The organism is Komagataeibacter oboediens, assembly GCF_003207815.1.
GTDB classification, from domain to species: Bacteria; Pseudomonadota; Alphaproteobacteria; order Acetobacterales; family Acetobacteraceae; genus Komagataeibacter; species Komagataeibacter oboediens.
The window spans coordinates 32,703-54,609 of record NZ_NKTX01000009.1; the positions used below are offsets into that span (position 1 = coordinate 32,703).

Consider the following 21,907-nt stretch of genomic DNA (forward strand, 5'->3'; position numbering starts at 1 on the left):
GTCAGAAATCCAGCATGAAGAGGACGTTGACCACCAGCACCAGCATGATCCCGCGCGCGAACCCGCGTGGCATGATGGTGGCCATCGTATCATTACTGCTGACGGTCAGCCCCGAAATGCAGGCCCCCAGCCCGACGAAGAAGCCGACCAGCACGAATTTAAGCGGAATGATCAGGTAATCCCACGTGGTCATCGCCGCAAGGACATTGAAAAAGAACGTCCAGACCGATGTCGTAATCGCCCCCGTGGAATGCGCGATGACAAACCCCATCAACAGCGACACGACCGCAAAGATCATGCCCAGCGTGAAGCCACCAAGCGTGAAGGCGAACGTACGCGGCATGACCAGCGCCAGGAACGGGTCGATACCACGCGCCTGCAGGGCACGCACCTCCCCGCCCAGCACCATCATGCCGATTTCCGTCAGGGACAGCATGCCGCTGCGCCCCATCAGGATGATACCGACAAGGATGGGCGAGATTTCACGCACCAGCACAGATACGAGGATGGACCCCGTCATCTGCGCCATGCCCGCGAACCCCAGCCAGTACGCGGCCTGTGACACCACCATGAGGCCCGTCAGCGTCGCGGTGACCACGATGCTCAGGAACCCACCACTGACAACCTGCCTCAGTGATGCGCGGAATTCATAGATAACCGGCCTGCGCCATGAATTGGGCCGCAGGCTTTCGCGGATCGTGCCCCATCCCGCCCCGATCACCAGCAGGGTGAACCGGATCTGGTGGCGCGTCAGGCGCCCGATGGCGGCAAGCCAAGGCGCGAAACGGCGCAACAGATGGACAAAGCGACCGGCATCGTCCGGCTGCGGACCGGAAAACGGGTTCGTCTGCGGTGCCGTGCGGTCAGGGGCTGGGGGTGACGTATCGGTCATCGCCGTCCGGCCAGCACATAGGTCCGTGTCAGCCCCATGCCGGGAATGAAGAACCGGCCGCGTTCACGGAACAGGAAATACTGACGCAGGCGCTGATAGACATTTTCAGACACCTGGATCGTGCCGACATCCGGCGCGCCCTGCGCCATCATCTCGGCCATGCCCATCGCATCGCCCCACAGGTTGAACGCCTGCGGGTTCTTGCCCAGCATGCCGCCGAATACCGGTCCCACGTCGATGCCGATGCGGAAGACCGGGTCAAGGTCGGCCTGCGACAGCATGGCCAGCACGTTTTCACGCATCATGAGCGCGGCATTCGCCATACGGAACACCGCCCCCTTGTCCGGCGTGCGCGAACAGCCCGCGACACAGACAACCCGGTGCCCCAGCATGCGGATGGAATACAGCCCGCACTGGTGGGCGATATCCTGCAGCGTGCCGGCCATCGTATCGATCAGCTTGATATTGGCAGCCGGATCATTCTGGGCCGTCATGATCATGTCGGACAGGCTGATGACCATGATGGTGACGGCAGGATAGAACCCGTCCAGCTTGGTCAGGTCCACACTGCCGGCCTGCCCGTTAATGGACAGCGCACCGGGCGACAGCAGGAAGCCCTGACTGGGGTCCTGGGGCTCTTCCTCGCCTGCGGCGGGTTCCGATTCCAGTTCCTCACGCGCGGCGGCGACCGCCGTATAATGCTGTGCGGAGAAACGGGCCGCCGCGACACCTGCGATCATGTCCACGAAGTGGGAGACCATTTCCGCACGGGGGGCATCTTCCAGCGTAATGACACCTACGGGACCGCTACTGCCCTGGATCGGGCTGCAGAACAGCGAACTGCTGCCAAAGGCCCGCATGTAAACGCGGTAGAAGGCTGTCGTTCGGTCATCGGTCGATGCATTGGTCGCGACCAGCGCATCACCATGGGAAACGGCATCAAAGAACTTTTTCAGATCCGTGGTCGCCATTTCGAAGCCACCGGAATGCACGTCCTGCTGCCTGTCATAGGAATCGATGCACATGAGCGTATGCCCATCGTGCAGGATACGCCATATGGCGGCGCGGCGTGCATGGGACTGATCGGCCAGCGTCTCGGTCAGGACAAGGGCGTTGTCCTCCGGATTGAACAGGTCGGGATAGGCCGCGACCGACTGCAGGGCGTGGCTTTCGTAGTTGGCGACGGCCTCGCTCTGGCGGATCCTGTTGCGCAGACGGTCACTGCGCCGCGCCTGCAGGAACAGAAGCAGCCCGAAACCCAGCGCCATGATCACCACCAGGACAAAGAACAGCAGGTTTTGCCGCCCGTCCGCCATGGCGAAGCGCGAAAAATCGTCCTCGGGTGCTACCAGCAGCAGAACCCAGCTATCCTTGCCAACCGGCAGGTTGGCGGTAATGGTGACATACTGCCGACCCTTTACCCTGACCGTGCGGGCCCCATATCCATGGACGCGATATTCATCGAACGCCTTGGTCATGACCGGAAATTTTTCCGGATCCAGCGTCATCTTGGACGGATCGCCATGCGCCTTGGTCTGCGTTTCCTGCATGCCGTGGCCAGCGACGACATGCCCGTCCTGATCAAGCAGGATCGCGGTACCGCTTTCACCAATTTTCAGTGAATTGAGAAAACTGTTGAGATGATTAAGGGACATGTTGATGGCATAGACATACGTCTTGTCATTACTGCCCTTGTACGGAACCGCAGCCGTGATGGTGACCTGCTTGGTCACCTCCACCATATAGGGACGGGTCCAGAATTCCTGCCCTGCCTTGACCGTATCGGCAAACCAGCCATGCCCGCGGGGATCGTACGTCCCTGCAGGCGTCTGCCACTGTTTCAGCAGCTTGCCGTTGTCATCACGCAGTTCATGGGTGAAAATGGCCTGGGGCGTGCCGACGCCATGCAGGGTGGTCAGCGCGGTCTCGCCCTGCTTTTCCCCATGTTCCAGCGTGCTGAAATTGCCGTCGCTGTCGGCAATGTAGAAGGACTGGATCTGCAGAACATTCCGCATCATGGTGCTGCTGTAGCCGGTGAAGATCTTCTGCTCCACCTCCGGCGCGCCATGTTCAAGCATGTCGCGCGCCACGATCGCCCCGGCAGAGGCAGGCATAAGAAAGGAACTGACTTCCTTTGCGACGTAATCCTGCTGGCTGACCAGCAGGTCATGCGTCAGGGTCAATGCGCCAGTGCGAACAGTCCGGTAGGAATGCCACCCCACACCAGCAATGACGGCAATGACCGAAACCACACCGGCCACCGGAATGCCGATATGAAACAGGAAGCGTCTGAACTGGTCGGAAGGGGCAATCGTGGGATCGACAATCTCGTCCGTGGCCAATGCTCTCTTCCTGTTTCAATACGTCAGGTACGAATAATACGTGGCAGGTTAGACCAAACGTCCCGGTGGGACCACTCCCTTTGTTACATACCGCCCATTCAGGCGATCCACAGCGGGTCCGACAGGTGTCCGACAAACGCCTGATGGGCTTCAAGTTCTGCCGGATCAGGCCTGACGCGCACCGGCACATGGCCGGCAGGCCGGGCATAGGTATAGGTGGCGATCCCCCCGCCATTATCATCCACCGCCAGGCTGAAGCCGCGCTGCCTGCCTCCGGTCAGTTCCAGATAGACCGCCGCCAGCAGTTTGCAGTCGAGCAGCGCGTTATGGGTGGTACGTTCCGACAGGTCGATGGAAAAACGGCGGCACAGGGCATCAAGGCTGTTGGGCATACCCGGGAAACGCTCCCGCGCCATATCCAGCGTATCGACCATCCGCCCCATATCAAGTTCCGGCAGTCGCGCGCGCGACAGTTCCGCGTTCATGAAGCCAAAATCGAAGCGGGCATTATGCGCGATCAGGGGGTCATTACCGACAAATTCCAGAAAATCTGGGGCAATTTCCGCGAATTTCGGCTTTCCTTCCAGATCTGCCCGCGTGAAGCCATGCACGCGCGACGCTTCTTCCGGCACGTCGCGTTCCGGGTCGATCAGGACATGGAAACTGCGCCCCGTGGGCAGGTCACCCACCAGTTCCAAGGCCGCGATTTCAATCACCCGGTCCCCTTTGAGCGGATCAAGGCCTGTGGTTTCCGTATCAAACAGAATGGTACGTTTCATGCAGGTTTCCCCCCGGCCGCCGCCCATGCGGCGGGACGTCCTTCACGCAGTGCATAGTGCATACAGCAAACGCCTGACCTGCCGCACCGTTTCGTGGCGCGACAGGCCGGTTTCAATAATCACGTCGGCCCGCCGTCGGCGCTCGGCATCGGGCATCTGGCGGGCAATGACCGCATCGATCTGCGCTGGCGTCATCCGCCCCCGCCGCAGCACGCGCTGACGCTGTATGGACGCTGGCGCGCTGACCACCACCACGCGGTCACATATCCGGTCGGTTCCGGTTTCAAACAGAAGCGGGACATCCAGCACGACCCACCGGCAGCCATCGCGCCGGGCGCGCGCCAGAAACCGCTGACGCGCCCGACGCACCAGCGGGTGGATAATCCCCTCCAGACCACGCATGACCACAGGGTCGGACAGCGCCGCCTGCCGCAGCACCGCGCGGTCCAGCACGCCGTCATGCACCGAACCGGGCACCAGCCGCCCGATGGCAGGCAGGGCCGCCCCATGCGGGGCCTGCAGGGCGGCAACGGCAGCATCGGCATCGAACACCCGCATGCCCGCCCGTTTCAGCAGGGCGGCCGTCGTGGACTTGCCCATACCGATCCCGCCCGTCAGCCCCAGTACGCGCATGATAGCCCCGTTCAGCCCGCGTGCACGCGATGCAGGTCGGCATCCAGCAGGGCTTCAACCTCCGGCCCGATATCCGGTGTCGCCCCAAACCATTTTTCAAACCCGAGTCCGGCCTGATGGATCAGCATGCCCAGGCCATCGACAGTACGCAGCCCACGTTCTGCCGCCTGCCTGAGCAGCGCGGTCTGACGCGGCACATAAACGATATCACAGACAACCAGCCCGGCATCCGCCCGCGACAGGTCCAGCGGAAGCGTGGCGTCCGCCCCTCCCTCCATGCCGATGGACGTGGTGTTGACCACAAACCGGCAGGATGGCAGCAACTCGTCCGCCCCCGCCCAGTCAATGACGGTAATGCCTGCAAGCTGCGCGGCCAGGGCGTCCGCCCGTGCGCGGGTGCGGTTGGCCACGACAACGTCCACACCCCGGTCCAGCAGGCTTGCGGCGATGGCACGCGCGGCCCCGCCAGCCCCCAGCAGCAGGGCACGTCCCCCTCTGACCGGGATTCCATGCGCCTCCACATTGGCCACGAACCCGTCGCCATCGGTGGAATATCCCTCAATCCTGCCATCGGGCGCGAAAACCAGCGTATTGACCGATCCCGAACGCTGGGCCGAACGGTCCAGACGGTCCACGATCCGATAGGCCGATTCCTTGTGCGGAATGGTCACGTTCACGCCACGGAAGCCTGCCGCCTGCAGCCCCCGCACCGCGACATCGAACGCACCCGGCGCCACGGGCAATGGAACGTATGCCCCGTTGATCCCGCGCTGTTCCAGCCAGAAATTATGCATGAGCGGCGAGCGCGAATGCGCCACCGGCCAGCCGATCACCCCGGCCAGCAGGGTATGCCCGTCAATGCGTGGCCTGCGTTCCATTGTTTTCCAATCCATCAAATGCCGGATATGTTGATAGGGGTGGCTAGTGCCTGAAATCTTCCCATGCCTGCGGCAGGATACGTGCCAGGCGCTGCGCCCATTCCGCCTGCCCCTGTGCAGTGGCGATCAGGTCCTGGCGTATCTCGATTTCCAGATAGGGTACCCCGCGCCCTTCGGCATGGACCGGCACGGTATAATCACTGACATCCGTCAGGGCATAGGGTTCATTGCTGCCGACCACCAGCCCTTCTTCCGCCGCCAGCAGGTCACGCACCCGCAGGCCGAAGGCCGGATTGCGATTATGCAGCACACCCGTATGCCATGGCCGCGCCATGCCATTCATGCGGTCGGTAAAGCTGTGCAGGGACACCAGCACCACAGGCTGCCCGGCCTCCAGCCGTGTCGAGATCTCGCGGCTGATCCGGTCGTGGTATGGCAGGAAGATTTCCTCCACCCGGCTACCTTCTTCCGCCGCCGTGATATCGATGTTGGCCGGAACCCGCGTCCCGTCACTTTCGCGCACGATGGACGTCGGGTGCCCCGGGGCGCGGTTGCAGTCGATCACAAGGCGTGAATAGGCCTGTTCGATCAGCACGCAGTCCAGTTCCCGCGCCAGCAGCCGCCCGGTTTCGGCCATGCCCAGGTCACAGGCGATATGGCGCGCGTGATCAGCCGCGCTGACCCCCATGTCCCCCAGCGCAGACGGAATGCCACGCCCCGCATGATCACTGACCAGCACGAACGGCAGGCCGGGCGGCGGCATGGCGCCATCAAGCGCGGAAGTGCCATACTGGATGACGGGAGCCGGATCATCCTGCGTCAGCAACCGTAACGGCTCCTGCGCAAGGGCTGTATGCTGCATTGTGCGGGACATCCTGTGCCATGGGCGGGTTCGTCCCGATGTTACAGGTCCCGCCGCGGGAGTGAAAGACCCCTGCCGCCCATCCACCGCACGGGACGGGCAGCCCGCCACGCGAACGATTGTATCTGCCGCGCCAGATGGGTAGGGTGCGCCGCATGTGATGGCATTATGCCACAATGCACGAGACACGATCCTTTTCACACTTGGGGTAGCTGGAACACAGGATGCCGGGGAACGCAAAAACGCCGACCGATCACGACGCGCAGAAGGCGAACGCACAATGGGGCGGCCGCTTTGCCGGGGGGCCGGCGGCGATCATGCAGGACATCAATGCCTCGATCGGTTTTGACAGGGCCCTGTGGCGGCAGGATATCGCCGGGTCAAAGGCCCATGCCGCCATGCTGGCGAAAACCGGCATCATTTCCGATGCGGATGCCCGCGCCATTACCGAGGGGCTGGACCAGATCGGGCGCGAAATCGCGGCGGGCACCTTTGAATTCAGCACGGCGCTGGAAGATATTCACATGAATATCGAAGCCCGCCTGTCCGACCGGATTGGCGAGGCGGGAAAGCGCCTGCACACCGCGCGTTCGCGCAACGATCAGGTCGCGACCGATTTCCGCCTGTGGGTGCGTGACGCGATCGACGGGCTGGACCAGCAGGCCGCGTCCCTCATGCGTGCGCTGGCGCGGCGGGCGGCGGAACATGCCGCAACTCCCATGCCCGGTTTCACCCACCTGCAGACCGCGCAGCCCGTGACCTTTGGCCACCACCTGATGGCCTATGTGGAAATGCTGGCGCGTGACCGCGGCAGGCTGGCGGATGCACGGCGCAGGCTGAATGAATCCCCGCTGGGATCGGCGGCCCTTGCGGGCACGTCCTTCCCCATCGACCGGGACATGACGGCACGGGCGCTGGGCTTTGACCGCCCCACGGCCAATTCGCTCGATGCGGTGTCGGATCGTGATTTCGCGCTGGAATACCTGTCCGCACTATCCATCATGGCCGTGCACCTGTCGCGGCTGGCGGAAGAAATCGTGGTCTGGTGTTCAGCCCCCTTCTCCTTCATCCGCCTGTCCGATGCGTTCACGACCGGGTCGTCCATCATGCCGCAGAAGCGCAACCCCGATGCGGCAGAACTGGTCCGCGCCAAGGGCGGGCGCATTACCGGTGCGCTGGTTGGCCTGCTGACCGTGATGAAGGGCCTGCCACTGGCCTATGCCAAGGACATGCAGGAAGACAAGGAACCTGTTTTCGCCGCGACCGATGCCGCTGCCCTCAGCCTTGCGGCAATGGATGGCATGATCCGCGACCTCAGCGTCAATGCCGATCAGATGCGCGCCTATGCCGGATCGGGCTTTTCCACCGCAACCGACCTGGCCGACTGGCTGGTGCGGGTGCTGAAGGTGCCCTTCCGCACGGCCCACCATGTGACCGGCCGCCTGGTTGGCAAGGCAGAAGCAAAGGGCGTGGGGCTGTCTGACCTGACGCTGGAGGAAATGCAGGCGGAAGAGCCGGGCATCACCGCCGACATCTTCACCGTGCTGGATGTCGATTCCTCCATCGCCTCGCGCACCAGCCTTGGCGGCACGGCGGCAGGCAACGTGCGTGCGCAGGCCACGCGCTGGCTTGATACCCTGGGGACGGAAGGAAACGACAGATGAACATCCACCTTCGCACGCGCGGGCGCAGCATCATGCTGCTGACACTGCTCGGGCTGGTCGCCGCCTCCACGCTTGGCGCGTGCGGGCGTATCGGGCCGCCGCACCAGCCTGCGGGTTCGCGGAACTATTACATGACCTACCCCAACCCGCAGCGCTGATACCTGTATTCAGGCCAGATTATCGGGCCCGAAACTGTCCGGCAGCAGTTCCGCCAGCGTGCGGACCAGCAGGACCTCCCCTGTGGGTGACGCCATGGTGACGGGCGTATCGGGGCTTGCGAATTCCCTGATCTTCTGCCTGCATCCCCCGCATGGGGGGCAGGCGGTATCCACGCCGCCAGATATTGCGACACGGCGGATATGCCGCCCGCCCTGCGCCACCATGGCCGCAATGGCCCCCGCTTCGGCACAGGTGGCTTCGGGGTAGGCCGCATTTTCAACATTGCAGCCTGAATATATCTGGCCGTCCGTGGTTTCCACTGCCGCCCCCACCAGAAAGCGTGAATACGGCGCATAGGCACGCAGCCGGATATCAACGGCAGCCTGTATCAGGGGATCATTGTTCATAACCGGCTTCTCCTTCTCGTTCTTTCATGCGTCAAGCACCTTGGAAGCAACGGGGCAAGACGGTATCGTGCGGACATCATGGCTGATGCTACCCCTACCTGTCGTGGACAGGACCCATCCGTTGCCGCCCTGCTGGCCGTCCGTCCGGCGCTATCCATGCATGCCATGGATGGACTTGTGCTGGAAGACGTTCCCCTCAACGCCATTGCCGATGCCCTTGGCACGCCCACATGGGTCATGAGTGCGGGAACCCTGCGCGCACGGTACCGCAGGCTTGCCGCGGCTCTTGCGGCCACAGGCCGCCCGGTTTCCATTCATTTTGCCGTCAAGGCCAACGACCACCTGGCGGTGCTGCGCGTGCTGGCCGCCGAAGGGGCCGGGGCAGACGTGGTCAGCGGCGGTGAACTGCGCCGCGCCATGATGGCGGGCATCCCGGCGGCCAGAATCGTGTTTTCAGGCGTTGGCAAAACACTGGAGGAAATGCGCCTTGCCCTGCAGGCGGGCATCGCGCAGATCAATGTGGAAAGTGCCGAGGAGCTTGAACTTCTCTCAGCCGTAGCGGAAGCCGAAGGGCTGGAGGCACGCGTGGCGCTGCGCATCAATCCCGATGTCGATGCCGGCACCCATGCCAAGATCACGACTGGCCTCGCCACCAACAAATTCGGCATTCCATATGACCGGGCGGTTGAACTTTATGCCCGCGCGGCCACTTTACCGGGTATCCGGCCCGTCGGGCTGGCAATGCATATCGGCAGCCAGATCGTGCGCATGCAACCCTACCGCACCGCCTATGCCAGACTCGCTGACCTTGTCCGCGCGATCCGTGCGCGGGGGCTGGCGATCGAGGCCCTGGACTGTGGCGGGGGGCTGGGCATTTCCTATCGCGATGAAACCGAAGGTGCGCCCGAAGCCCTCGCCGCTGCCATCCATGCCGAACTGGGTGACCTGGGCACGCGGCTTGCCATTGAACCCGGGCGCTGGCTTGCTGGTCCCGCTGGCGTGCTGCTGTCCACCGTGATCCTGCGCAAGACGGGATATGACGGCATGCCGCCATTCCTTGTACTGGATGCCGCGATGAATGACCTCATGCGTCCCAGCCTGTATGATGCATGGCATGGTATCGTGCCCCTGTCCGCCACGACCGCCACGGCCCCCACCGAACAGGTGCATGTGGTGGGACCGGTATGCGAAAGCGGTGATACCTTTGGCCATGACCGCACCCTGCCGCACATGGATGCCGGGGCGCGCGTGGCGCTGCTGGATTGCGGCGCCTATGGCATGGTCATGAGTTCGACCTACAACGCCCGTCCGCTGGCGGCACAGGTCATGGTCGATGGCGACCGCTGGTCCGTCATCCGCGAACGCCAGCAGCCCGAGGACCTGTGGGCAGCCGACCGTATTCCCGAGTGGGTGGAGGAAACCCTCCTCCCCGCTGGCGGAGGCCTATGACAGCCGGGCAGGACAGCACCCAGCCCGGCGGCAGCCTGCCGCGACGCCTGGCCCGTGCCCGCCAGCAGGCGCGCCGTGCCCTGTGGGTGGAACAGCTATGGCCGCTCATGCTGCCTACGGTCGATGCCGCCATGGGGGTTGCGCTGCTGGGGCTTACGCGCCTGCCCCAGCACATGCCCGACAGCCTGCATGCCGCCCTCCTGACCGGGGCAGGCGCCGGAACGCTCTACGCCACGTGGCGGCAGTGGCGTGGCATCCATCCCCCCACCGCGTCCGAGACCGACCGCCGGGTGGAGCAGGCATCCGGCCTGACCGGCCAGCCGCTGCGCACGCTGCATGACCGGCCCGCCAACGCCATCACGCCCGAAATCACCTATCTGTGGCAGGTCCACCTGCACCGCACCACGGCGGCACTGGGCCGCCTGCGGGGTGGGTGGCCGCGCCCGCACCTGCGTGGCGCCACGTGGTGGGCGGCCACCCCGGTCCTTGCCATACTGCTGGCTGGCGGCATGATATGGAGCGGCGACCATGCCGCAAGCCGCGTTACGGCAGCCTTCCTGCCCGGCACGGATGATGCCGACACCCCCGCGCCCCAGATCAATGCATGGATTACCATGCCCGACTACGCACCCGGCGCACCGGTCTTTCTGGACGCAACACATACCAGCGCCACTGTTCCCGCGGGCGCGCAACTGACCATCACGCTGAACGGGCTGAATGGCCGGCCCACCCTGCGCATGCATGCCAGCGGACCACAGCCTGCAATCGGTCCCCATGATTTTCACGCCCTGGGCAATGCAAGCTGGAATGCGCAGGCCTCCCTTCTGGCCAGTGGCACGCTGCGCCTGCGCGGACGTGGACGCACGCTGGGGCAATGGAACCTGACCGTAACACCCAATCCCGCGCCGGAGATTGCATGGGGCAAGGATCCCGGCAGCCGCGAAGGTGAATGGCGCACCCGCCTGCCCTACCATGTGGCCCAGCCTTACGGGATTGCCGCGATGCATGCGGAACTGGTCATGCCGGACGGCCCGCAGGATGTCCTGACGGTCCCGATCCCGCTGAATGGCCACCCACGCGTGGCGGATGACGTGGCAACACCCGACCTGTCGCAAAATCCGTGGGCGGGCGAGGACGTGACCGCGCGTCTGGTCGCCACCAGCACGAGTGGCATGACCGCGACCTCTGTCCCGGTCCGGCTGCGCATGGGGGCACGGCCCTTCAGCAATCCGCTGGCCAAGGCGATACTGGATATCCGCAAACGCGTGGCCCTGCACCGCGAAAACCGGGCACAGGCAGCACGTGAACTGCTGGCGCTGGGTCAGGCCGACACCATGCTGACCCACCATGTCGGCCTGCTGCTGGCATTGACCAGCGTGGCCGCCGTGCTGGGCGATGCGGATGACGTGACCGATGACTACGCCATTACGCAGGCCACCGGACGGCTGTGGTTCCTTGCGCTGGACATTGAACACAACCGCCGGGACATCAATAACGAACAGGCTGACTTTGGCGTTCAGGCGGCGCAGGATGCCGTACGCGAACAGCTTGAACACATGCGCGACATGGGGCCCAGGGGACAGGGACCTGAACAGCAGGCGGAACTGCAGCACCGCATGCAGGCACTGAAGGACGCGATTTCGCGTAAGATGCAGGCGCTGGCCCAACAGGCCATGCGTGACCATTCAGCCATTCCCGCCATGCCGGAAATGACATCACGCGGTGAACAGAACATGGCCCGGATGATGCAGCAGTTGCAGGACGACGCCGCCAATGGCCGTAATGCCGATGCAATGCAGAAGCTGCAACAGATGGAGGACATGGCCAACGGCATCCGCAACGCCACCCCACAGGACATGATGCAGCTGGCACAGCAGATGCAGGCCCGCCAGCAGGCAAAGGAACTGCGCCGCGCACTGCGTGACCTGATCAGCCGCCAGTCCCAGTTGCTGGACCACGCCCAGTCCCGCATGGACCAGACCCAGCGCCAGCAGGACCGTGATGCCACCAGCCGCCAGACCGATATGGATGAGGAAGGCGGCGATCTGTCCTCCATGTCCACTGCCGACCTGCTGCGCCAGCTTGGCATCACGCCATCGGGCGGTACGCCCCAGCCGCCACAGGCCAGCGCTCCGCCACCGGAAAGCATGACGCCGGAAGCCCACACGGCGCAGCAGCATGCCGACCGGGCCATGCAGCATGCCCTGTCCCGCGCGCTGCATGAACTGCAACGCGAATTCAGGCAGGCCAGCGGCAAGGACATGCCCGCGCTGGACAAGGCGCAGACGGACATGAAGGCCGTGCGCGCAGCACTGGGCGCGGGCAAGGATCCAGATGCGGCGGCGGCCGAGAAAAAGGTTCTGGCGGACCTGCAGCAGGGCGACCAGCAGATGCGTCAGTCCATGCGTAACCAGAGTACGCATGGCGGCATGACGGTATTCCTGCCCATGATGTCGCAGGAAAATGGCAAGGGCAGCCATGGCAGCGGCGGCAACCACCCCGGCAGCCAGGATGATGAGGACGACACCGACCAGCAGGCCGAGGGCAAGGGCGATCGTGACCCACTGGGCCGCAAGACCGGTGGCACCCATGCAGGCATGGATAACGACACCCATGTGCCTGACAATGTCAGCCGCGAACGCGCGCGTGAAATTGAGCAGGAACTGCGCCGCCGCGATGCCGACCGCACCCGCCCACCCGAGGAACTGGAATATCTCGACCGGCTGCTTCGCGCTTTCTAAAGCATGCTACGCAAGGTCCGGAGAGCCTGACCGGCCCTTCGGAACACAGGCGGTCCATCCGCTCCGGACAACAGGGGGCAACGGGGGCTGCGCCCCACCATAGATGGCTGTCACAGAACCGGTCAGAGCAGGCGTATGGGGCCTGCCGTCCTCAGCTTCCGATATCTTGGAAAAGAAGGTTTTTTGGTGAAGCCTCCTGCAGGAAGCTTCACTCAAAACGCCAGTTTTTCTGAAAAAGACGAAAGACGATTGTTCCTCTGCTCCCCCGGGATCAGGACCGTCCATACCTGAAGGCGCGTCACTGCCCTGATCCGACTACTACCCGCACAAGGCGCACCCGGCGCACAGGTCAGGCGTCGCTCGCCTGACTATCCTGACGCACCGGAATGGCGCGGGTGACGGGGGCGGTGGCAAGGTCAATGGCGTCGTATGATGGCGGGCTTTCCGGCGCATCCTGTCCGTCCTGCGGCAGAAGCTGGGCGTCGGGCAGTTCACCCTTGCTGCGGGCCTGTGCCAGACATTCCAGATTATCGCCAATACGCGGGTATTCTTCCACCAGCCTGCGGAAGTTACGTGCGCTCATCGTCATGAAATGCCCGAACTGCAGGGAACGGCTGGTGGCCGTGACACGCTCGTCCTTCAGTGCTTCTTCCCCACCCAGCACCGCACCCGCGCCAAAGCGTACGTCGTGCTTGGGATAATGGGTTTCAGCCAGACCCGCGCTGATGAAATAGACCGTGCGCACCTTCTGCCCCTTGCGGTAGAGCCGCTCACCGGGAGAGGAAAAGTGGATGGACATCTTCATCGCAATGTCATGCAGCACGCCATCGGCCACCCCTTCAAACAGGGGGAAGTTATGGATGCGGCTTTCAATCCCTGCCCGGATATTGAATTTCAGTCTGAAATCCAGCTGTTCACGCCGGTGTTCCACATCGCGGTGCAGTTCACGGTGCAGTTCCTCGCTCAGCAGCGATTCGGACATCAGGGTATCGTATTTCTCTTCTTCCAGCCGCAGCGCGATCTGGCGCAGCATGCGGTTTTCCAGTGCTTCGGAATAACCATGGTAATGCAGCCGCAGGGTCTGCAATGCCTCATCCAGCAGCTTGCACTGCCGACCCAGCACTTCACCCACGATTTCACTGATACGCGTTCCCAGCGTCGGCTCCATGCGCTGGCGCATGAAACGGGTCAGCGACAGGGAGACGAAATAGCCGATCATCAGCATCTCGAACCGTTCCATCATGCAGTACATGAGGGGCGTATCGAAATTGAACCGGTGATGGATCACCTGCGCCACACGGAAACGCAGCGAAGGACGCAGGCGACGGCGCAGGGCACGGACATAGCCAAACCGCCCTTCCAGTCGGGCACCATCGACCATGGCCTCGGCCGACCGCAGCAGCGTTTCCATCACACGTCGCGACAGCCCCTGTATGCGGAACAGGTCAAGCAGGATGGAACGTTCACGGTTGGCAATGACAATCAGCGCCAGCGTCACCCGCTGTCGGTCGCCCAGGGCCGTGTCGAAGGTATTGGCCTGTTCTTCCGAATGGACGCGGCGGTCTATGACCTCGACCACCGTATTGGTGACATTGTTCGAAAAACCCAGTTCGCCCGCGACCTCCCGCGTCTGGTCACGGACCTCACCCAGCCCGATGGCAAGGATCTGATGACGCAGCGCCTGATCGATCAGCGGCAGTTGATCGAGCTTGAGAAACAGCACCAGGTACCGCAGCGACATCCCGTTCACGAACAGGGTAATCAGCACGAACCCCGTGGCGATGATCCCGATGAAATGGGCGATGCTGCTGGAAACATGTTCATTTTCCGTCACGGCCAGCGCCAGCGCCAGCGTAATGGCACCACGCAGGCCACCCCATACCATCGTCACCTTGAACGGGGTCGGCACGGGGGGGGACAGCCTGGTGGCGGCAAGGATGGGCAGCATGCCGAACACCACCGCTCCGCGCGCCAGCAGCCCGGCACCTGCTGCCAGCAGGATCAGCACGCAGTCCCATTTGGTCATGCCCACCAGCAGGCGCGGCACCAGCATGGAAGCCAGCACGAACACCAGTGACCCGGCCCAGAACACAAGCTGCTGCCACAGCTCGTTCAGGAAGCGCCATGTCTGGGGCCGGAAAGTGGACGGCCCGTAAATTGAAATCGTCAGGCCGGACGCAGCTGTGGCCACCACGCCGGAAAAACCCAGGAATTCATCACAGACGATATAGGACAGGTACGGCAGCGCCACCGTCAGCGTGACCTCGGCCGCGGGGGCAGCCCCCAGCGCGGGAATCACCATAAGGGTCAACCGGCCGAAGACGATGCCGATGATCAGCGCCCCGATGAAGGACACAAGGAATTCCAGCACCGCGCCGCCCAGCATGATCTTGTGGTGCGACGTAATGGAGCCAAGCAGGATGGTGAAAATGGAAATGGCGGCAGCGTCATTCAGCAACGCCTCGCCTTCCACCAGCCGGGTCAGGCGGCTGGCAGCACCAATTTCCTTGAATATCCCCGCCACGGCCGACGGATCGGTCGTCGCCACAATGGAGCCAAGCAGGAGGCACACCGCCAGCGGCATGCCCGCAAAGGGATACAGCGCGAAGCCGATGGCCGCAGTTGAGACCGCCACCGCCACCACGGCCAGCAGAAGTACGGTCGCGGTTTCATGCGCCAGCCTGCGCACGTCAATGCCCAGCGCCCCCTGAAACACCAGTATGGGCAGGAAAATCAGCAGGAAGGCTTCGCTGTTAAGCGGGAAATCCAGCAGCGTCTGCGCCGCGCCATTGAAGATTTCCAGATGGGAATTGCGCAGTACAAGGTCGGCCGCACCGCCGATCACGATACCCACAATGGCAAGCAGAACGGTTTCGGACAGTTCCAGACGGCGGGCAAGCGGCTGAACCGCGCTGACCACGACAAGCAGCACGGCAATCGCCATCAGAATTGCTGCCAGACCCGCTATCTCCATTCAAAATCCCCGACTTCCGGCCATATCATGCTTACAGACCGATCCTAGTGGCTGACCATGAACAGATTATGTCCAATACGTTTCAGATCAACAGAATCCAGCTTGTAAAACCAACATCTGGCTGCAAAAGACGTTCCTTCGCATATCCGCATGTCGCGTATCAATAATGCCACACCAACGTTGCATCAACAACACATGATGCATCACATTATATTCCAGTATTTCACACACTGACCAGACGGGCCGTGGCGGCAAGCCATGCCCGGACCTGTGCCTGCGGGTCCGGCATGCGAATGAAATCGGACACCGCCGATACACAGTCTGCCCCGGCCGCAATGCACAGCGGCGCGCGCGCAAGGGTAATCCCCCCGATCGCGACAAGCGGAATATCGCCAATGCGCCGTTTCCATACCGACAGCTTTTCCGTGCCCTGCGGCTCCCACGGCATTTTCTTCAGTTTTGTGGGCCAGACCGGCCCCAGCGCCACATAATCGGGGGCGACGGACAGCGCGCGCTCCAGTTCAGCATCACTATGGGTGCTGACCCCCAGCTTCAGGCCTGACGCACGAATGGCCGTCAGGTCCGCCGTGTCAAGGTCTTCCTGTCCCAGGTGGATGAAGTCCACCCCTTCCTCGATCGCAAGCTGCCAGTAATCATTCAGCACAAGGCAGACATGATGCGCACGGGCAAGTTGGATGCCTTCGCGGATTTCATGACGCAGGGCATCCATCGCCATGTCCTTGAGCCGCAACTGGATCAGCCGTGCCCCAGCCTGCCCCAGGCTTCCAACCCAGTGTGCGGCGTCCACGACGGGATAGATGCGTGACGGCAGAACGGAACTCATAGTACCGCCTGCCCGATCACGGGGGTGGAGGGAACGGCCATGTCACGTTCTTCCATCGGGTCGGCAATATAGGCCATGCGGCCCGCTTCCACCGCCATGGCGAAGGCACGCGCCATTTCCGCAGGGTTGCCCGCCTTGGCCACCGCCGTATTGATCAGCACGGCGTCATAACCCAGTTCCATCGCCTGTGCCGCGTGGGAGGGCACGCCAATCCCCGCATCGACCACCATGGGCACGTCCGGAAAATGGGCACGCAGGGCACGCAGGCCAAACAGATTGTTCAGTCCCTTGCCCGACCCGATAGGCGCCCCCCATGGCATCAACACCTCGCACCCCGCGCGCAACAGGCGTTCCGCGCCGACAAGATCCTCGGTCATGTAGGGAAAGACCCTGAAACCATCTTCCGTCAGGATACGGGCGGCTTCGACCAGCGCGAACATATCGGGCTGCAGCGTATCGGATTCCCCGATCACCTCCAGCTTGATCCAGTCCGTGCCGAACACCTCCCGCGCCATCTGCGCCGTGGTCACGGCTTCACGCACGGTATGACAGCCCGCCGTATTCGGCAGGACGGGCACATCCAGTTCACGGATCAGCGTCCAGAACGCCTGCCCCGCGCGGCTGCCTGCCGCCTCGCGCCGCAGCGACACGGTCACCACCCCGGCCCCGGCCCGCCGGACGGCGTCACTCAGGATTTCAGGCGAAGGGTACTGTGCCGTGCCCAGCATCAGGCGCGACGCCAGTTCAGTGCCATAGAAAAGGGTCATTGCGGTTATCCTCCCTGCATGGGGGCCAGAATTTCCACCCGCGCCCCGTCATGCAGGGAATGGGTCGCGCGCCTGCCGGCCGCGACAAAGCAGCCATCCACCGCAGTGGCGATGCGGGCCGTGACATCATAACCCAGTTCATCAAGCAATGCTGCAAGGTTGGCGGCTGTCACGTCGTGGTGTTTGTCATTCACCAGTATCTGCATGTCCATCCTCCCTTTCTGTCGGATCAGCTTTCACCAAATACGATATCGGCTGCCTCGGCCGCGCGAACGGGGGAAAGCAGGAAGCCGTGGCGATACATGCCGTTGATATGGATATGCCGCCCCTGTCGCCTGACGGCAGGCATGTTGTCGGGATAGGATGGACGCAGACCGGTACCGGTCTCCAGTATTTCGGCTTCCCCAAATGCCGGGTGCAGGGCATAGACCGCGCCCAGCATTTCCACCATCGACCGCAGGGTCATGGGGCCGGCATTTTCACTTTCGATCATGGTTGCTCCCACCATGTACACGTGCCCCGCCCTCGGTACGACATAAATGGGAATGCGCGGATGCAGCATACGCACCGGGCGATGCAGCGTGACATCGGGACACCGCAGCAGCAGCATTTCCCCCCGCACGCCGCGCATGTCGGTCATCCTGTCACGCGCCGCGATACCGGTACAGTCCACCACCCAGTCATACCCCGCCGTACCGGCGTCAACCGGCACATTGAACCGCAGGCTGCCCCCCAGTTCCACCACCCGGGCGGCAAGGGCATTCAGGGCGTCGCGCGGGTTGACATGTCCCTCCCCCGCGAAAAACAGTGCACGGGAAAAACGGTCGGCAAGATCGGGCTCCATCTGCGCGATCTCACCCTCGCCTATCGTGGAAAAATGTGATGTCCTGCGGGCGAAACGCATGATTTCGCGCACATCGCGCGGCGGCGCCAGCACAAGGGTGCCATTGCGGTCCACGCCGGGAACGTGCGCATCCCACCAGTCAAGGGACGCAAGTGACTGGGCGGTGACCTCCGGGGTGGCGGACTCCGCCTCGCACCAAGGGGCCAGCATGCCGCCAGCCTTCCATGACGCGCCCCAGCCCACGCGCCCGCCGCATTCATGCACACTAACCCGCGCGCCACGTTCGGCCAGCGTCACAGCCGCCGTCAGGCCCGACACACCCGCGCCCCGCACAAGAACAGACGGTCCCGTCCCGTGGGGGATTGCCGTTTGTGCTACCATGTGCGTCGTGCCCCTGTCCCGATTATAGCTACTGACGGTAAGTGTGCCGGTTATACCCGGGGTGTCTATTCAACAGTCACGGATTTGGCGAGGTTACGCGGCTGGTCCACATCCGTGCCCTTCAGCAGCGCGACCTCATAGGCCAGGATCTGCACCGGGATCGTCTGCAGGATCGGGGCCACGAATTCATCCACTGTCGGAATTGCCACCACGCATTCCGCGATTTCACGCAGGCGCGGCGCACCCGCCATGTCCGTGAACACCAGCAGGCGACCACCACGGGCCTTGGCTTCCTGCAGGTTGGACAGCGTTTTTTCAAACAGCGGGCCGGACGGCACGGTCGCCACCACCGGCACCGTGCTGTCGATCAGCGAAATCGGCCCATGCTTCATTTCCCCCGCCGCATACGCCTCGGCATGAATGTAGGAAATTTCCTTGAGCTTCAGCGCCCCTTCCAGCGCCACGGGGAACATGGACCCACGACCAAGATAGAGCACATCCCGTGCTTCGGCCACGATGGCGGCCATGCGACGGATTTCATCATGGCGTTCAAACACCTCGGTCGCCTTGCTGGGCAGGTCCAGCAGGTTGGTCACCATGCTTTCCTCCTGCTGCGCGCCGATCAGACCACGCGCACGGCCAAAGGCAATGGTCAGGCAGGCCAGAACGGATAGCTGCGCGGTAAAGGCCTTGGTGCTGGCAACGGATATTTCCGGCCCTGCCACGGTACCCAGCACGGCGTCGCTTTCGCGCGCCATGGTACTCTGTTCCACATTGAGGACCGAGACGATATGCTGCCCCGCCGCCCGCATGCCACGCAGGGCCGCCAGCGTGTCCGCCGTCTCCCCCGACTGGGAAATCAGCAGCCCCAGCCCACCCCTGGCCAGCGGCGGATTGCGATAGCGCATTTCACTCGCCACATCGATATCGACCGGCAGGCGCGCATACTGCTCGATCCAGTACCGTCCGATCATGCCGGCATAGAACGCCGAACCGCAGGCCGTCAGCACCGCGCGGGGAATGGCGGCAAGGTCAAATGGCAGGTCGGGCATGATGACGCGGCGCGTCGCCGGGTCGATCAGGCGCTGCAGGGTCTGCCCGATCACGACGGGATGTTCGTGCAGTTCCTTTTCCATGTAATGGCGATAGCCATCCTTGCCGACCGATGCTGCAATCAGCGCGGTCAGCTTGACCGGACGTTCGACCGGGTTGCCCGCCATGTCAAAGAAGGCGGCACCCGCAGGCGTGATTACGGTCCAGTCCCCGTCATCCAGATAGGCGATCCGGCGGGTCAGCGGCGCCAGCGCAAGGCTGTCGGAACCGAGGAACATCTCGTTATCGCCAAAACCCACCACCAGCGGCGCGCCATGCCGCGCGCCAATGACCATGCCGTCATGCCCGGCAAAGATCATGGCGAGCGCGTAGGCCCCTTCCAGCCGCCTGAGGCAGGCATGCGCCGCATCCTGCGGGGACAGGCCGCGCTGCAGGTGATAATCCACCAGCTGGGCGATCGTCTCGCTATCCGTATCGGTGGAGAAGACCTGCCCTGCCGCCTCCAGTTCACGGCGCAGTTCCTCGAAATTCTCGATAATGCCGTTATGGACGACCGATACGCGCTCCGTCCCATGGGGATGGGCATTGTTTTCGGTGGGCGCGCCATGCGTGGCCCAGCGCGTATGGCCAATGCCGGTCACGCCCGGCAGCGGCATGCGCGCCAGGAGGGTGGCCAGGTGATCCAGCTTGCCCGCCGCGCGACGGCGTTCGACATGGCCTTCTTCCAGCGTGGCGATACCCGCGGAATCATAGCCGCGATATTCCAGCCGGCGCAGGGCGTCCAGAATGACCGGCGTGGCCTGATTGCTACCGACAACCCCTACTATGCCACACATCAGCCCCGTTCCTTCCTGTTCTTCAGCCGTTCGCGAAACGATGCGGCATGTCCTGCCTTGTTTGCCTGCCGTGCCCGGCCAATGGCCATGGCATCATCGGGAACGTCATGGGTAATCACGCTGCCTGCCGCCGTAATGACGCCTGTGCCCACCCGAACGGGAGCCACCAGAACCGAATCCGAGCCAATGAAGCTGCCCGCGCCGATTTCGGTCCGGTGCTTGAACACACCATCATAATTGCAGGTTATGGTACCCGCACCGATATTGGCCCCGCTGCCCACCGTAGCATTCCCCAGATAGGTCAGGTGATTGGCCTTGGCCCCCGCCCCCAGCGTCGTGGCCTTGATTTCCACGAAATTGCCTACACGCGCCTTTGCCCCCACGTCGCTGCCGGGGCGCAGGCGGGCATAGGGGCCGATCTGTGCATCCGGGCCGACCGTCGCCCCCTCGATATGTGAAAAGGCATGGATTTCCGCGCCGGTTTTTACATGTACGCCGGGGCCGAACACCACATTGGGGTGCACCACCGTATCGGGTTCCAGCACGGTATCGACGCACAGGAACACGGTATCGGGGGCGACAAGCGTGGTGCCACCATCCATGACCGCCTGTCGCAGTCGGGCCTGCACGCATGCTTCCGCCTGTGCCAGTTCCGCACGCGAATTGATGCCGCGCAGTTCGTCCTCCGGTGCGACGACCGCCCGCACGATCCGCCCATCCGCCACGGCGCGGGCCACCACGTCGCCCAGATAGTATTCGCCCTGCGCGTTGTCATTGCCAACTTCGTTCAGCCAGCGACGGAAATCAGCGGCATCGGCACACAGCACACCGGCGTTGCACAGCCGGATCGCCCGCTCATCCGCGGTGGCGTCCGCCCATTCAACAATCCGTTCAACCCGCCCGTCCCGCGTCACCACGCGCCCGTACCGCGCGGGATCGGCCGGTTCCATGGCCAGCAGGGCCAGACCGGTATCCCCACTGCGGCGCTGGTCCAGAAGTGCCCGCATCGTACCGGGCGTGATCAGCGGATTGTCACCATACAGGACCGCCACATCCTCGGTGCCGAACGCGGCTTCGGCCTGCCGGGCGGCATGGCCGGTGCCAAGGCGGTCCATCTGCACCACAACGTGATGCGGGGCGGCAAGGGCTGCCACATCATCCATGTCCGGCCCCACGACCACAACAATCCGGTCAAAGACCTGTGCCGCGTTATCCAGCAGGTAGCGCAGCATCGGCTGCCCCGCCAGCGGGTGCATGACCTTGGGCCGCTGCGATTTCATGCGGGTACCACGCCCCGCAGCCAGGATGACAGCGGTCGACACGATGCGTGCGGGGGCGGATACTGCGGTATCGGTCTGGGTATTCATGGCAGTGTGCGGGTACTCCGCACCCGCGCACCCTG

The 21,907-nt window shown here is 63.4% G+C and carries 18 protein-coding genes; 4 read left to right on the forward strand and 14 right to left on the reverse strand.

Annotated features, from left to right (window positions below; all coding sequences use genetic code 11):
• Position 1: 1 nt before the first annotated feature.
• From CFR80_RS06570 to CFR80_RS06595, 6 genes are all read right to left on the reverse strand, one after another.
• On the reverse strand, positions 2-892 hold the full coding sequence (locus CFR80_RS06570; protein WP_010514548.1) for an MlaE family ABC transporter permease: 891 nt from the start codon (positions 890-892) through the stop codon (positions 2-4).
• Positions 889-3,234, reverse strand: a complete 2,346-nt coding sequence (locus CFR80_RS06575; protein ID WP_010514550.1) for an adenylate/guanylate cyclase domain-containing protein — start codon at positions 3,232-3,234, stop codon at positions 889-891. Before CFR80_RS06575 ends, CFR80_RS06570 begins: the two co-directional genes overlap by 4 nt.
• A gap of 98 nt (positions 3,235-3,332) precedes the next feature.
• Positions 3,333-4,013: a DNA polymerase III subunit epsilon gene (gene dnaQ / locus CFR80_RS06580; protein ID WP_029329491.1), complete on the reverse strand. Its 681-nt coding sequence runs from the start codon at positions 4,011-4,013 to the stop codon at positions 3,333-3,335.
• Positions 4,014-4,055: 42 nt separating this feature from the next.
• Positions 4,056-4,646, reverse strand: a complete 591-nt coding sequence (gene coaE, locus CFR80_RS06585) for a dephospho-CoA kinase (RefSeq protein ID WP_010514552.1) — start codon at positions 4,644-4,646, stop codon at positions 4,056-4,058.
• Positions 4,647-4,657: 11 nt separating this feature from the next.
• Positions 4,658-5,524, reverse strand: coding sequence for a shikimate dehydrogenase (locus CFR80_RS06590; RefSeq protein WP_010514553.1), 867 nt, complete (start codon positions 5,522-5,524; stop codon positions 4,658-4,660).
• Positions 5,525-5,567: 43 nt separating this feature from the next.
• Positions 5,568-6,386 carry an N-formylglutamate amidohydrolase gene (locus CFR80_RS06595; RefSeq protein ID WP_029329492.1) on the reverse strand — a complete coding sequence of 273 codons (819 nt, stop codon included), beginning with the start codon at positions 6,384-6,386 and terminating at the stop codon, positions 5,568-5,570.
• 224 nt (positions 6,387-6,610) lie between these two features.
• On the opposite strand from CFR80_RS06595, the gene argH reads away from it, so the two are divergent.
• Positions 6,611-8,050, forward strand: coding sequence for an argininosuccinate lyase (argH, locus tag CFR80_RS06600; protein ID WP_010514557.1), 1,440 nt, complete (start codon positions 6,611-6,613; stop codon positions 8,048-8,050).
• Positions 8,047-8,208, forward strand: a complete 162-nt coding sequence (locus CFR80_RS19235) for a hypothetical protein (RefSeq protein WP_010514558.1) — start codon at positions 8,047-8,049, stop codon at positions 8,206-8,208. The genes argH and CFR80_RS19235 overlap by 4 nt, the downstream gene beginning before the upstream one ends.
• Before the next feature lie 9 nt (positions 8,209-8,217).
• Here the strand turns inward: CFR80_RS19235 and CFR80_RS06605 are convergent, their stop codons facing one another.
• Positions 8,218-8,616, reverse strand: coding sequence for a cytidine deaminase (locus CFR80_RS06605; RefSeq protein WP_010514559.1), 399 nt, complete (start codon positions 8,614-8,616; stop codon positions 8,218-8,220).
• A 78-nt stretch (positions 8,617-8,694) separates the two neighbouring features.
• On the opposite strand from CFR80_RS06605, the gene lysA reads away from it, so the two are divergent.
• Both lysA and CFR80_RS06615 read left to right on the forward strand, forming a co-directional pair.
• Positions 8,695-10,065 (forward strand): diaminopimelate decarboxylase, encoded by a 1,371-nt coding sequence (gene lysA / locus CFR80_RS06610; RefSeq protein ID WP_010514560.1) that lies wholly within the window; start codon positions 8,695-8,697, stop codon positions 10,063-10,065.
• Entirely contained in the window at positions 10,062-12,806 is a 2,745-nt protein-coding gene (locus CFR80_RS06615) for a DUF4175 domain-containing protein (protein ID WP_010514561.1), read from the forward strand. Before lysA ends, CFR80_RS06615 begins: the two co-directional genes overlap by 4 nt.
• 349 nt (positions 12,807-13,155) lie before the next feature.
• On the opposite strand, the gene CFR80_RS06620 is transcribed toward CFR80_RS06615, so the two are convergent.
• The 7 genes from CFR80_RS06620 to glmU form a co-directional block, all read right to left on the reverse strand.
• A complete protein-coding gene (locus CFR80_RS06620; protein WP_010514562.1) occupies positions 13,156-15,780 on the reverse strand; it encodes a cation:proton antiporter in 2,625 nt (874 codons plus the stop codon).
• Positions 15,781-16,003: 223 nt separating this feature from the next.
• Complete coding sequence (locus tag CFR80_RS06625; RefSeq protein WP_010514563.1) at positions 16,004-16,624, reverse strand: thiamine phosphate synthase; 621 nt, start codon at positions 16,622-16,624, stop codon at positions 16,004-16,006.
• On the reverse strand, positions 16,621-17,391 hold the full coding sequence (locus CFR80_RS06630) for a thiazole synthase (RefSeq protein ID WP_010514564.1): 771 nt from the start codon (positions 17,389-17,391) through the stop codon (positions 16,621-16,623). Before CFR80_RS06630 ends, CFR80_RS06625 begins: the two co-directional genes overlap by 4 nt.
• Before the next feature lie 5 nt (positions 17,392-17,396).
• Positions 17,397-17,597 (reverse strand): sulfur carrier protein ThiS, encoded by a 201-nt coding sequence (thiS, locus tag CFR80_RS06635; protein ID WP_029329493.1) that lies wholly within the window; start codon positions 17,595-17,597, stop codon positions 17,397-17,399.
• Positions 17,598-17,620: 23 nt separating this feature from the next.
• Positions 17,621-18,616: an FAD-dependent oxidoreductase gene (locus CFR80_RS06640; RefSeq protein WP_042658862.1), complete on the reverse strand. Its 996-nt coding sequence runs from the start codon at positions 18,614-18,616 to the stop codon at positions 17,621-17,623.
• A gap of 65 nt (positions 18,617-18,681) precedes the next feature.
• Positions 18,682-20,505, reverse strand: a complete 1,824-nt coding sequence (gene glmS / locus CFR80_RS06645) for a glutamine--fructose-6-phosphate transaminase (isomerizing) (protein ID WP_010514567.1) — start codon at positions 20,503-20,505, stop codon at positions 18,682-18,684.
• Positions 20,505-21,872 (reverse strand): bifunctional UDP-N-acetylglucosamine diphosphorylase/glucosamine-1-phosphate N-acetyltransferase GlmU, encoded by a 1,368-nt coding sequence (gene glmU / locus CFR80_RS06650; protein WP_110507189.1) that lies wholly within the window; start codon positions 21,870-21,872, stop codon positions 20,505-20,507. The genes glmS and glmU overlap by 1 nt, the downstream gene beginning before the upstream one ends.
• Positions 21,873-21,907: the final 35 nt, after the last annotated feature.

What these genes read in the sequence shown, in the direction of transcription:
- CFR80_RS06605 (WP_010514559.1), bottom strand. Translation starts at nt 8,616, where the DNA reads ATGAACAATGATCCCCTGATACAGGCTGCCGTTGATATCCGGCTGCGT.
- CFR80_RS06595 (WP_029329492.1), bottom strand. Translation starts at nt 6,386, where the DNA reads ATGCAGCATACAGCCCTTGCGCAGGAGCCGTTACGGTTGCTGACGCAG.
- coaE (WP_010514552.1), bottom strand. Translation starts at nt 4,646, where the DNA reads ATGCGCGTACTGGGGCTGACGGGCGGGATCGGTATGGGCAAGTCCACG.
- CFR80_RS06625 (WP_010514563.1), bottom strand. Translation starts at nt 16,624, where the DNA reads ATGAGTTCCGTTCTGCCGTCACGCATCTATCCCGTCGTGGACGCCGCA.
- lysA (WP_010514560.1), top strand. Translation starts at nt 8,695, where the DNA reads ATGGCTGATGCTACCCCTACCTGTCGTGGACAGGACCCATCCGTTGCC.
- CFR80_RS06615 (WP_010514561.1), top strand. Translation starts at nt 10,062, where the DNA reads ATGACAGCCGGGCAGGACAGCACCCAGCCCGGCGGCAGCCTGCCGCGA.
- glmU (WP_110507189.1), bottom strand. Translation starts at nt 21,872, where the DNA reads ATGAATACCCAGACCGATACCGCAGTATCCGCCCCCGCACGCATCGTG.
- thiS (WP_029329493.1), bottom strand. Translation starts at nt 17,597, where the DNA reads ATGCAGATACTGGTGAATGACAAACACCACGACGTGACAGCCGCCAAC.
- CFR80_RS06620 (WP_010514562.1), bottom strand. Translation starts at nt 15,780, where the DNA reads ATGGAGATAGCGGGTCTGGCAGCAATTCTGATGGCGATTGCCGTGCTG.
- argH (WP_010514557.1), top strand. Translation starts at nt 6,611, where the DNA reads ATGCCGGGGAACGCAAAAACGCCGACCGATCACGACGCGCAGAAGGCG.
- CFR80_RS06590 (WP_010514553.1), bottom strand. Translation starts at nt 5,524, where the DNA reads ATGGAACGCAGGCCACGCATTGACGGGCATACCCTGCTGGCCGGGGTG.
- glmS (WP_010514567.1), bottom strand. Translation starts at nt 20,505, where the DNA reads ATGTGTGGCATAGTAGGGGTTGTCGGTAGCAATCAGGCCACGCCGGTC.
- CFR80_RS06630 (WP_010514564.1), bottom strand. Translation starts at nt 17,391, where the DNA reads ATGACCCTTTTCTATGGCACTGAACTGGCGTCGCGCCTGATGCTGGGC.
- dnaQ (WP_029329491.1), bottom strand. Translation starts at nt 4,013, where the DNA reads ATGAAACGTACCATTCTGTTTGATACGGAAACCACAGGCCTTGATCCG.
- CFR80_RS06640 (WP_042658862.1), bottom strand. Translation starts at nt 18,616, where the DNA reads ATGGTAGCACAAACGGCAATCCCCCACGGGACGGGACCGTCTGTTCTT.
- CFR80_RS06570 (WP_010514548.1), bottom strand. Translation starts at nt 892, where the DNA reads ATGACCGATACGTCACCCCCAGCCCCTGACCGCACGGCACCGCAGACG.
- CFR80_RS19235 (WP_010514558.1), top strand. Translation starts at nt 8,047, where the DNA reads ATGAACATCCACCTTCGCACGCGCGGGCGCAGCATCATGCTGCTGACA.